Source organism: Capilliphycus salinus ALCB114379 (genome assembly GCF_047276495.1).
Taxonomy (GTDB): Bacteria; Cyanobacteriota; Cyanobacteriia; order Cyanobacteriales; family Microcoleaceae; genus Capilliphycus; species Capilliphycus salinus.
Genome location: NZ_CP178543.1, coordinates 6247752 through 6260262, shown reverse-complemented (window position 1 = coordinate 6260262; position 12511 = coordinate 6247752). Strand labels below are relative to the sequence as shown.

Annotated in this window: 9 protein-coding genes; 4 read left to right on the top strand and 5 right to left on the bottom strand. The window is 44.4% G+C overall.

Annotation, left to right across the window (positions count from 1 at the left end; translation table 11 throughout):
- Positions 1 to 24: 24 nt before the first annotated feature.
- Positions 25 to 753: a hypothetical protein gene (locus ACL6C3_RS25200; protein ID WP_413162245.1), complete on the bottom strand. Its 729-nt coding sequence runs from the start codon at positions 751 to 753 to the stop codon at positions 25 to 27.
- A 157-nt stretch (positions 754 to 910) separates the two neighbouring features.
- Positions 911 to 2155, bottom strand: coding sequence for a choice-of-anchor Q domain-containing protein (locus ACL6C3_RS25195; RefSeq protein WP_413162244.1), 1245 nt, complete (start codon positions 2153 to 2155; stop codon positions 911 to 913).
- A 936-nt stretch (positions 2156 to 3091) separates the two neighbouring features.
- Here ACL6C3_RS25195 and ACL6C3_RS25190 point away from each other — a divergent pair.
- On the top strand, positions 3092 to 4516 hold the full coding sequence (locus ACL6C3_RS25190) for an NADP-dependent isocitrate dehydrogenase (protein WP_413162242.1): 1425 nt from the start codon (positions 3092 to 3094) through the stop codon (positions 4514 to 4516).
- 44 nt (positions 4517 to 4560) lie between these two features.
- Here the strand turns inward: ACL6C3_RS25190 and ACL6C3_RS25185 are convergent, their stop codons facing one another.
- On the bottom strand, positions 4561 to 6438 hold the full coding sequence (locus ACL6C3_RS25185; RefSeq protein WP_413162240.1) for a putative bifunctional diguanylate cyclase/phosphodiesterase: 1878 nt from the start codon (positions 6436 to 6438) through the stop codon (positions 4561 to 4563).
- 592 nt (positions 6439 to 7030) lie between these two features.
- Here ACL6C3_RS25185 and mgtE point away from each other — a divergent pair.
- The 3 genes from mgtE (at position 7031) to ACL6C3_RS25170 (ending at position 9674) form a co-directional block, all read left to right on the top strand.
- Entirely contained in the window at positions 7031 to 8428 is a 1398-nt protein-coding gene (gene mgtE, locus ACL6C3_RS25180; protein ID WP_413162239.1) for a magnesium transporter, read from the top strand.
- Positions 8429 to 8436: 8 nt separating this feature from the next.
- On the top strand, positions 8437 to 9093 hold the full coding sequence (locus ACL6C3_RS25175) for a hypothetical protein (RefSeq protein WP_413162238.1): 657 nt from the start codon (positions 8437 to 8439) through the stop codon (positions 9091 to 9093).
- Between the two features lie 413 nt (positions 9094 to 9506).
- Positions 9507 to 9674, top strand: a complete 168-nt coding sequence (locus tag ACL6C3_RS25170) for a hypothetical protein (protein ID WP_413162237.1) — start codon at positions 9507 to 9509, stop codon at positions 9672 to 9674.
- Between the two features lie 280 nt (positions 9675 to 9954).
- Here the strand turns inward: ACL6C3_RS25170 and iscB are convergent, their stop codons facing one another.
- Both iscB and ACL6C3_RS25160 read right to left on the bottom strand, forming a co-directional pair.
- A complete protein-coding gene (gene iscB / locus ACL6C3_RS25165) occupies positions 9955 to 11232 on the bottom strand; it encodes an RNA-guided endonuclease IscB (RefSeq protein WP_413162235.1) in 1278 nt (425 codons plus the stop codon).
- A gap of 954 nt (positions 11233 to 12186) precedes the next feature.
- The gene (locus ACL6C3_RS25160; RefSeq protein ID WP_413162233.1) at positions 12187 to 12441 is read right to left on the bottom strand and encodes a hypothetical protein; all 255 of its coding nucleotides are present in this window, start codon (positions 12439 to 12441) and stop codon (positions 12187 to 12189) included.
- Between the last annotated feature and the right edge of the window lie 70 nt (positions 12442 to 12511).

Sequence of the window (12511 nt, the reverse complement as noted above, 5' to 3'; positions counted from 1 at the left end):
AAACCGGGTTTTTATCAAATCAAATTAAGGCAGAGAAAGCGGTTGAATAAACTGCCGATTCGCCCGAACATAACAGCCATCAGTTGTCAACAACCAAGGGTTATTTCCCCGACTCAAATCAAACGCATTTGCTCGGTTTTTATTCGCTTCAATTTGGTCAACATTCGTGCGATAAACCCGTTTAATTGTACCGTTCGGTTTCTCCCGACAATTCAATTCACCATCACTAGAAGTTACTTTCCATTTCGGCCATGTCGAATACCGCAACGGTTCAGAAAGCCAAGTCCCGGAATTATTCCAGTTAAAATTTCCTTTTCGGTCGGGAGAAGGTAAAGCTTCAACTAAGTCTAACGTATAGGTTTTACCCACCGAAGCACAACTCGGACCGCCTTTAACTTTCCAAGTCACTTTTGCACCCATTCTCGCCGAACGATCAATCTGACGACGAACTATGGTAATATCACCAATACATTCCCCTTTTCCATCCAAACCGCGATCGGAAAATATACCTTGATAAATGTAAGAACCCGGTACACCTTCTGCATCGGTAATGCGGATATCACCTACAATTTTGCGGTTATTAACCGTTGTCGAATAATTTCCAGCCAATGTGCGGTTAGCATCGCGTTTGACAACCAAAGTCGTTGTTCCACTGGTGCTTTTGTACGTCGAAGCCAAAGCCGGACTCGACATTAATAACAAGCCTGCGGCGACAGATAATAAACTCACCGCTTTGAATTTAATCTTTTTCATGGTTCGCTCCCTGGTAAAGACGTCTATAAGAAGTCTCCCTTTCTCTTACAAAAACTTAGCCGACAGTTCAGGACAATCTAGACAGTTGCCCAATAAAAAATTCCCCCTGAGGGAATTGAAGAAAATGTTATTTTAAATTAGTCCCGAGTTCTGAAATCTATAGAAAAGTATTCGAGGTATCGGCTATTTCGGAGGTGGGAACTATATCCGCAGCCCCCAGAATCGGATTCACCATTGGAATGGGTATTTCCGGCATGATCGGAATCAGTATTTCCGGGTCTATCCCACCAAACTCTACCTCTAGCGCACCAATATCAATCGCATTACTAAAAATGGACAAATCGTCTGATAACATCAATCTATTAATAGGATTTAATAGGCGAGGGAAACCTTCGCCCCGTTGATCAAATTCCAAATTATTCGGATTGCTACCCCGGTTGAGAGCAGGACTTCCGAAGAAAAGTTCATGGGTTGGAGTACCGCCACCGTTGTCTTCCAGCGGCCCAATTAGGGGATCGATGGGATTAGCAGAAGTCCCAACCCAATCATTATTGATTCCATCGGTAAAACCCGTTGCTCCGGTGCCGTTGCCAATGAGGTTGTGACCGCCACTGGTAAAGGGAACAACGCTAAATAAATCTCTACCGTTTTCTGCGATAATAGTGCTGGTCACGGTAGTGCTGCTGCGCGAACCATTGACCAAACCAATACCGCTATTATCGGCAATTGTACTATTGCTGATGGTTGCCGTTCCCAGGTGCGTGGCAATTCCACCGGAAGATGCCGAAGTATTACCGCTAATTGTGCTGTTGCTGACGTTGAGAATGCCGCGATCGTTATCAATCGCACCGCTAAAGCGGGTTGCGCTATTATTACTGAGGGTACTGTTTTCTACGGTTAGCATACCGCCATCATTGTTAATTCCGCCGCCTTCGCCGATAACCGAGCCTGAGGTGATTGCCGAATTCTGGGTAATGTGGCTGTTGCGAACGGTTAAATTTTCGCGGTTGAGGATGCCGCCGCCGAGTCCGATGACGTTACCGCCTCTGATGGTCAGTCCTTCTAGGGTAACGGTTGTGTCGGCGATGCCGTTGCCATCATCAATATTAAAAACACGGGATTGTTGGTTGGCATCAATGATAATATCGATGATACCGTCATCATTCAAATCACCGTCGATTGTGAGGCTGTCGGTAATGGTGAGTTCGCCACTTTCTAGGGTAATTACATGGGGAAAGCTATTGTTAAAAATATCCCCTTCAAAGGTAATAATATCGGCTCCTGGCTGTAGATTGGCAAAATTAATCGCCTCTCGCAAAGAACCGGGGCCGCTATCTGATGTGTTGGTGACTCGCGTACCGAAATTAAAAAGGTTAGCCGGATTTAAAATAAGTTCTTCCATTTGTTCTCCTTTTGAGTTTAAACTTTGCAGTAGAAATCCCATTAAATCATCGGTTAAATCGACCAATTATTCGGCGATATAAGAACCAAAATAAAATAAAATCCAGCCGAAGTGATTAACCGAAGTCGATAACATTTAATATAATATTTTTGGAAGACTCAGACAATATTATAATGTTTGAAAAGGTATGGAATTTAAAAATAATCCATTTTTTTAAAATCTGAAATTAAAATAATAACCGCCTGAGATTTTCCTGAGAAAACACCTTAAATCTCATGGGAAATCATATAAAGTTGTGATAAATATCACTTTCTTTTTTCGATTCTCTTTGCAAAAAAGAAACACTCAAACTCTTGTAATAGCCCGAATCGCCTTTTGTCCGCAAACTTCCCCAATCTTGTTGCGAAGTATTTTAATCGCAATTTGACATTTTCTGAAAAAGTTTGAAAAAGTATGATTTTGTTAGGGGTGGTCATCGGGAGAAAAGGATTAAGCCAACCCGGAGTGATGCTTCAATCCCACCAAGACCAATATTGATACCAAACCCAATTGGTAGAGTAGCACTTTAAATTCTTCCCAAATTTTGCCTTTTACCTTTTACCTCTTGCCTAAGCGCATGATTGCCGTGCTTCGTAAAGTCCTGTACCTCACCAATATGAGAACGGCTGTATACGTTTAATTTTTTAGAAAAGATTTATTAAACCCTCTTAATTTTATTGAAGATTCCCTTAAATCTACAAACTTTGTATAATAAGATTCTGCAAACCGACTCAATTATTCATTTTCATTTGAACTTGATGCGCCCAACAATTCTAAAGAAATTGTAGATTTCTAGCCTATTAGTTCAGTCGTCGTCAAAAATCGTGAAAAAGGCGAAAACGGATCAAAGTATAATATCCGTTCTGCCCGCTAAAATTGATGTGATAGGATAACCTCATGTACGAAAAAATTACCCCTCCCACCACAGGCGAAAAAGTAACCTTCAACAACGGCGAACCGGTTGTTCCCGATAATCCGATTATCCCGTTTATTCGCGGAGATGGCACCGGCATCGACCTGTGGCCGGCCAGCCAACGGGTGTTAGATGCGGCCGTAGAAGCCGCCTACGGGGGTCAACGTCAAATTAGTTGGTTCAAGGTCTACGCCGGCGATGAAGCCTGCGAACAGTACGGTACCTACCAGTATTTACCGCAAGATACCCTCACCGCCATCAAAGAATACGGCGTCGCCATCAAAGGTCCCTTAACCACTCCCATCGGCGGCGGTATTCGTTCGTTAAACGTGGCGCTGCGACAAATTAACGACCTTTACGCCTGCGTTCGTCCGTGTAAATATTATTCGGGTACGCCTTCCCCCCACAAAACCCCGGAAAAATTGGATGTGATTATTTACCGGGAAAATACAGAAGATATTTACTTGGGAATTGAATGGAAAGAAGGGAGTGAAATTGCCGAAAAACTGATTCATATCCTCAATGATGATTTAATTCCCGCCACACCGGAACACGGTAAAAAACAAATTCGCCTCGATTCGGGAATTGGCATCAAACCCATTAGTAAAACCGGTTCTCAACGGTTAGTTCGTCGGGCGATACAACACGCTTTAAGGTTGCCCAAAGACAAACAAATGGTAACTTTGGTGCATAAAGGGAATATTATGAAATATACCGAAGGTGCATTTAGAGATTGGGGCTACGAACTGGCAACCAGCGAGTTTCGCAACGAATGTATTACGGAACGAGAATCTTGGATTTTGGGCAATAAAGAAGATAATCCCGAGATTTCTAACGAAGATAATGCCCGCAAAGTTGAGCCTGGATATGATGGCTTAACCCCGGAAAAACGTCAGGAAATTGTTGGGGAAGTCGCACAAGTTTTAGAGGCAATTTGGGAGACTCACGGCAATGGCAAATGGAAAGAAAAAATAATGGTCAATGACCGCATTGCCGATAGTATTTTCCAACAAATTCAAACCCGACCTGCGGAATATTCTATCCTGGCGACAATGAACCTGAACGGGGATTATTTATCCGATGCGGCGGCGGCGATGGTGGGCGGTTTAGGAATGGGTCCCGGTGCGAATATTGGCGATGAATGTGCAATTTTTGAAGCCACTCACGGCACCGCACCCAAACACGCGGGTTTAGATCGAGTTAATCCCGGATCGTTAATTCTTTCGGGGGTAATGATGTTAGAATATATGGGATGGCAAGAAGCGGCCGACTTGATTAAAAAAGGATTGGGCGCTGCCATTTCTAACCGGGAAGTGACCTACGATTTAGCTCGGTTGATGGAACCGCCGGCGGAATCTTTGAAATGTTCGGAATTTGCCGAAGCAATTATCAAACATTTCAAGGATTAAAGATTAATTGGGGTTCGAGGGTTGGATGGGCATTGCTCATCCGACTATTGCCAACAGGGACAGGAAGCTAATAACGCTTCAATTTGGGGGCTGGCGGCCGGTTTTGCCCAGTGATACCCTTGAGCGAGTTGACAGCCCCAACTTCGCAATGTGGCTAATTGTTGTTCTGTTTCTACGCCTTCGGCGATGACTTCCAATCCCAAACTGTGGGCTAAGTTAACAATAGCAGAAGCAATTTTTGTGGTCCCATTTGTTGATTGAGTAATTCCCGAAACAAAAGACCGATCTACTTTTAAAGTTGAAATCGGGAAATAATATAACCGACTCAAAGAAGAATAACCCGTGCCAAAATCATCAATACAGAGTTGAATCCCTAATTGTGTGAGTTCTTCTAAAATCGGAATCACCGTCTCCGCTTTTTGGGCGATCGCCGTTTCGGTAATTTCTAACTTTAAATAGCGAGGATCGCAACCGGTTTCCGTTAAAATTTCGGCCACCTTTTCCACCAAATTCGGATAAGTCAGTTGGTGAATAGAAAGATTGACACTCATAAATAAAGACGGAAATTGTGGAAAAGTCAACTGCCAAAGTTTCGCTTTTTGACAAGCTTCTCGCAGGACCCATTGACCGATAGTTTGAATTAATCCGGTTTCTTCGGCGATCGCAATAAAATAATTGGGGGCAATCATTCCTCGTTGAGGATGATACCATCGCAATAGGGCTTCAAACCCGGTAATTTTGCCCGTATCCATCGAAATAATCGGTTGATAGTGAACTTGGAGTTGTTGAGTTTCGATCGCCCGTCGCAGGTCATTTTCAAGCTGAAGCCGTTCGAGAGCGTGACGGTGCATGGTTTGGTCAAAGACCGCATAACAAGCCTTACCGACCGCTTTGGCTTGATGGAGAGCGGTGTCGGCGTCTCGGATCAAATCTTCCGGGTGATTGTAGTCTCGACTCCCGAGGACAATTCCCAAACTTGCAGTGATAAACACCTCATGGTTTTTCAGCATTAGAGGTTTGTTGAGACACTGTTGAATGCGTTCGGCGATCAGGGAGACTTTCCCCAAGTCTGGCATCTTGTCGAGCAAGATCGCAAACTCATCCCCTCCCAGTCGCGCCACCAGATCCGTCGGACGAATACAGCTTTGCAGCCGTTGAGCGATTTTCATCAGAAGTTGATCGCCGGCTTGATGACCCAAACTATCGTTAATCAGTTTAAATCGGTCTAAATTCAACAACAGGACGGAAAACAAATAACCTTGATGGATTTGAGTTTGTTCAATGGCTTGGTGTAGCCTTTGTAAAAATAGAGTTCGATTGGCCAAACCGGTGAGTCGGTCAAGATAGTCGCCAGTCGAGACCGGAGTAGAAATCAGGCGATCGCGGAGTATCTCCCGTTGAAGGGCTAAATAGTATGTAATTTCACCAGAGCGATTAAAAAGAGGTTCAATGTGCAGGTCGTTTAAAAATTCGCTACCATCTTTGCGATAATTAATAATCCGGCTCTGAAACACCCGTCCTCGGGCTAAAGCTTGCTTGAGACGTTTGAGAACAAAACGATCAGTTTTGGCACCGGTGAGGATTTCGGGAGTTTGACCTAAAATTTCCTCGGGTGAGTAACCGGTCAGCTTTGTAAAGGCTGAATTAACATAGATAATTTGGGGTTGACGAGGATGCTGACGACTGGTGGCGATCATCACCGCATCTGTGGTCAGTTGTAAGGCTTTGGCAAAGACATGATGCTGACAGAGATGTTTTGAGGCGAAGGGTATAAGCCAGTTGGAGTTAAAGATTTCCGTTCCCCGAGGGTCTTCCGGGTGGAAGAACCGATGGGTTTGTTGCCGGGTTTCGGCGCGATCGCAGTAACATCCTTCCTCTTGTTCAATTCGAGCCACAAACTCATTAAAGTTATTTACACCCATAAGGAACTTTCCGCTACGCCTGATCGTCTTTTGGATATTAGGAGATGAAAACAGATAACCCAATCGATGAAACCCGCTCCGAACCAATAAAGTTACAGATTTTGGATCACCTCAGTTAATCTGCTGGCCGATTTCAGCAAAATAATAAACACAATCTTAAACCTTAATAGCAAATCATACTAATTTGTTCTGCCCAGCGCCAAGCCGGGTAGGGGATGGGTTGTACCCCAAGATTGCCAAAACCCTACCGTTTACCTGAAATTGTGCCGGCACTTCCGGGAAAAGAGAACCCCCAACAGAACCCGATGAAGATACAATTTTTCGTCAATCCGGCTACAGGGTCTTCTGGGCAATCGAGACTTTATGCGATACTACAAACTAAGGTGTAGCCAAATTGTACCGAGAAAAATCAACCGTTATACTGCTGGCGGTTAACGGCGGAGTCACTCAAAGATTTGATCGGGAGTATCGACCATCAAGCCATTGAACTGGCGATTTCAAGTTCTGAGTACCCGTCTCGGGCGAAGTTATACATTCTCATGCCACTTTGCTCTTAGACTGGATGCAGAACTCGTGATTAGGAGGGCTGTCATTGACTGAGGAGAATAAATCAACTCTGACAACGATATCGCGTAAAGAATTGCGGGAATTAGTGCGGAGTCAATTGCAAGTCTTGCTGGAACGGGGAGATTTGCAAGCGGCTAAAGCGATTTTAGTCCCCGTACAACCGGCCGATATTGCTGAAGCGATCGAAGGTTTACCGGAAACCATGCAGGTGATTGCTTTTCGTTTGTTATCCAAGGATGAGGCGATCGAAGTCTACGAACAACTCGACTCCAGTGTTCAGCAGTCTTTGTGCGAAAAATTTAAACGCCAGGAAGTGATTGATATCGTTGATAAAATGTCACCTGACGATCGCGCCCGACTGTTTGATGAACTGCCGGCGGCGGTTGTGCGGCGGTTGGTGTCTCAACTTAGCCCCACCGAACGCCAAACGACTGCGTTGTTACTGGGGTATGAAGCCGGAACCGCAGGTCGGATTATGACGCCTGAATATATTTCATTAAAGGAGCATTACACGGTTGGTCAAAGTTTGGAGCGAATTCGCAGTTTGGCTAATGTTACCGAAACGATTTATTCGCTTTATGTGACCGATGGCGATCGCAAGTTAACGGGTATTTTGTCTTTGCGGGACTTAGTGACCGCCCAACTGGATCAGACGATTGGTGATATTCTCAACCGGGATTTGGTTTGCGTACAGACCGATACCGATCAAGAGGAAGTGGTGAGGATTATTCAACGTTACGACTTTTTGGCGATTCCGGTGGTGGATAGCGAACAACGACTGGTGGGGATTATTACCGTTGATGATGTGTTGGATATCTTGCAAGAGGAAACCACCGAAGATATTTATGCCCTCAGTGGGGTGCAATCTCAAGGGGATAATTATTTCCAAGCCAGTTTGTTAACGGTGGCTCGCCGTCGGGTGATTTGGTTATTGATTTTGCTGCTAACTAATAGCGTCACGGGTGCGATTTTGAAAATGCAGCAGGATATCTTGCAACAGGTGGTGGCGCTGTCGTTTTTTATTCCGCTGTTAACGGGAACGGGTGGAAATGTCGGCGCTCAGTCGTCTACCGTTGTGATTCGGGGGATGAATACCGACGAAATTCGGGCGATGGGGCCGTTACAGGTGATTTGGCGGGAAGGTTTGGCGGGGGCTTTATTGGGGACGATTTTGGGGGTTTTAGCCACCGCTTGGGCAACTTTGTTTATTGTTCAGGGGAATGTGTCTGTTGCGGTGTCGGTTGGGATTAGTTTGGTGGCGATTTCGATTTTGGCATCGGTGGCAGGTTCTGCTTTGCCGTTTTTATTTCGGACGTTGGGGTTAGATCCGGCGTTGATGTCGGCTCCGTTTATTACGACGGCGGTTGATGTTCTCGGCGTTTTGATCTATTTCAATTTGGCTCGATTGATTTTGCAACTTTAATTTGGGTTATGAAAATTCAAAATGGGCTGGAAATCGTTGAATCGGTTTTTCTCGCCCTTGCTATTATCGGTATTGTTGCCACAGTCTGGGGGTTTTCGGTTCTCAGCGCGATCGTTCCCTTGACTTGTTCTTTATTATTCAACCAAATTAATCGATATCGCCTCGCCCAACAACAGTATAAGCGTACCGCTCACTTGAAAAAATTATTTGATCGCGATCGAGTATTGTTAACGCAATTGAGCGATCGGTTAAAGGCTCATCCGTCTTCGGCTTCTTGGGTTTTGGAACAGTGGAATCCCCATGCTTCGCCCCATACTAAGGAACCTGTTGAGACGACAACCGATCGTTCTCTGTTTCAAAGTCTGTTAGAACGTCAGGTGCTTCTCGAACAGACGGTTCAAAAGATTCAACAGGAGGTTGAGATGGTTGTGATCAAGTTTCAACGCCGACCGGAGTTGGAGCAAATTGAGCATCTGACCGGGGTGATTGTTGATTTACAACAGTTTATCAATGAATTGCCTCAATGGGGACGGTTGCAGCAGCAACAATTGATTGAACTTCGCGATCGCGTTGAGTCGGCGTTAGCAGAAATTCCCCAACGGGTTGAACAGACAGATCCCGAGTCGGTTGATCGGCCTTCTGGCGATCGCGATTCTCAATCCTAGTTGTTCGTCTTGAAGTTACTTAAAATTTTATAAACTCAAGCCGATATCTGAAACTCTTGTACAGCTTGGGTTTGAGGAGAACGTCTTCGGATCATCTCCGTATTTTCACTGATTTTTGATCCGCACGTCTCCCAAAAGATCCGTATAATCAACATTCTCAACCGAGGTAGGTTCTGGATATTATGAAGTTGGTAGATGTGAAGCTCGTTTTCTCTCCCCGGCCCCATAAGTCGGGGTTTTGTTTTGTCTAATTGTTGTACATTAAACACTTATTTGTCAGTTTTAAACGTTTAATGCCCAAATCTCCTTCGCGCATCCGGCGTGTTTACAGGGTTTGCGTGCTGGGATACATTTTGCCTACCGGACCACGGAAATTGTTGCTCAAACAGTTTTAAAGACTTAATGCCCAAATAATGGCTAGGTCAACTCTTCTCAAAGGGGATTTTGTAAAATCTATTTTGAGTTTCCTTTCAACCCAAACCGCAGCCAAATGGCTAGGTCAACCTTCCATCAAAATTGCAATTGGCGCTTGTCAATTCCTTTCAACCCAAACCGCAGCCAAATGGCTAGGTCAACTCTAATTGCTCAAACCCTACCAACAAGAAGCTTTGCATCCCTTAATTCGTCAGGCTCAGAAATCGACGCAAAATCTGCACTGAATTCTCTAAAAATTTCAGTAATTCTCGTGTTCAGAATCGATGCTCTAGCTAACAACAGGCAAGGGTTTTGAGAAAACTTCGTGAGCCTCCCACTCATTTGTACTGAGCGAGCGCTTCACGAGAATTAATACGGTAGAGTGGAAGCCCCGTAATTTATTGCGGGGAGGAAACGCGACACGTGCGGATGCGAGCCGCTTGAGAATCAAAAAGCATATTGATACCCGTCTTTTCGATGGAGAGGGATACAATATTTGTGGTTAATTCCAGATACGCGACCTAATGCTGTCGAGATATCAAAGCTGCCAGAAGCGCGGACTATAACCCGACCTTTATAGATACCGATTTTCTTTCCTTTAGTAACAAAAGCTTTAACAATATCTCCGGTCTTGAAACCTTTATGAATTTGTTGTTTAGAACGGTGACGAGTAGGAAACCCATACTTATTAGTTCCGCACATCTGACGGATACCATGTCCAGTCGATTTAATCAATAAAGGTTGCAAGGTTTCTAGGGTTAATATCTCTACTGCGCCTACACAGGCCGCATCAATCCAATGAGTTTTAGGAAGGTTTAATCGGCAACGATTAAACTTGGTTAATCCGCCCGAACCCATTTCAACCGGGACTTGCGTTAGCTTGAGTTCGTTGTAAAGTTTCCAACGAGTGGAGTTAACCGCAGCCGCATCTTTTAGAGATGCTTTAGCCCGAGAAAGAATCCGCTTTAAAAAATCAGGCTTTCCACAAAGAAAGTCTTTGATATCTTGATCAGACTTGGCTTGGTTGCAAGTATGGCAGGCTAAAGTTAAATTACTAACTCGGTCTGACCCCCCTTTAGATCTGGGGTGAATATGTTCAACTTCTAAAGGGGTGTTTTGCGCTCCACAATAAGCACATTTTCGGTTCCACTTTTCGAGTAGATATTCTCTGACCTCGTAACCGTGCAATTCTCCTTGCTGATACTCTGTACCTGAGATTTCAGGATTGTTAATTTTTTGAGTGTCGAATCTAACTAATTCTTGGTATATTGAGTCAATCGGACAAAATTTTGTGAGTCTGTTAACCCAAGTCATCGTAGTTTGTACCCGATGATTTAAACTAGGAGCCAGCCAACTATAGGCACGTTTACGGTTTAAGAATCTGGCTTGACGATAACGAGTTTTTCGGTGGCGACGACCTCGCCTAAATTGACGACGACGAAGCAAAGCGTCTTTAATTTGTTGCCCTCTGTGAGTCAATTCTCCCGCCCAGATCACGGCATTATTCAAGACCAATGCCAAGCCTGTTGTCTTGCTTCCCGGATCGATTTTAAGTTGACAACTAGAAGGGGAATCTACAACGTCCTTATTCAAGATAATCGTGAACGGATAACGCCGAAACACCGCAGCTTTTCCAGCTTTTAACAGACTTCTAGCCCTAGATGGTTTACATGGCGTTAAGGGTTTTTTGTTGGTATCTAATACCAGAACGTAGTTAACAGACATTGTTGTGTCCAAGCTCTACATAGTAGGTGATGTTTTCCTCGCCAGTGTTTTCAAAGCTTGTTCGGCTAGTTGCACTTTCTTACCCCTCGTAGGAATGTTTAACAACTAACGACAGTGCTATAAACTGGAAAGCATTTATAGGTGTCTTGGCTTGAAAAACGTAGTCAGTTAAGACTTAGGCTGGTCAGCTACCTAAAGGAGGCATGATGCCCCGTTATGCGCGAGCGGGGTGCTGACGAACAATTAGATGTAGATTGGGTTCCTCTCGAAAGTGATACTCTTACACATCACTTCCGGAAGAGGTGATGCGTGATAGCCACCACAACGGAGTTATCCGTATCCTCTTAGAGAAACAGGCTAAGGTTAATTTCCCCTTCCATTAGCCAGACTCATTTTTGCGCTCGTACACACCTAAGCACTGTATACTTGAAGTAGCTTAGTTACTACTTTTTTCTATCACGCATATTCCTTCAACCGAGAGGAGATTCCGGCAGAAGCAGCTTCATGAGCGGACAGCTATCAGGGCAAGATCGTAGGACTACGAAGTAGTCAAACAAACCCAGATTTGGCATCACATAGAGGCTTGAGTGAGCATATGTGACGGTGCTTAATCACGATACATCATCCGAGTCCACGATCGCAAGAATTTCATTTTTTAAACAGCGTTTCTCACTGGCATCCACTTACGCGGCACATGGGAGTTGGACAGTATTAAGACTTACTACAATTTCAGCCAACTGTTTGTTTTCACTCCAAGATGTCTATCGCTTGGATTTATTTACACGAAAGCCGTTAACGAATCAATCCGATGAGTTTACTACCATCAGTTTCGGTGGTGCCTCGTGGCTGATGTTTGGGTCGTGGATTACCAGCAACGAAATGTATTAGAAACCCGATTTCTGAAGTTGATGCCAACAGATCAGAAACCGAGTTTCTCGGGTGAATGTTATGAATTTAAAGGGTATCAACCCTCTGGGAGTTGGTGTCGAACGGTTTGGTGGAAGTTGTACCCGTTCCGAGAGAATTTGCCATCAATACAACAATCAACATAAACACTAAAAATCCGATCAACCGATCAATCCGATCGAGAAGTATTTCTTTTCGAGTTTTTTGACCGCAAAAGCTACAATACATCCAACCTCCCCGTTCTTCACGGGCGCAGGGGAGAGATTGTAAATTTTTCATTTCTTTGTAAGGGCATACCATCATAATAGTCTCTTTTTTGTTGTGAATCAGTAGGTTGGGTTAAGGAACACAACCCAACAAATACAAACAGAAA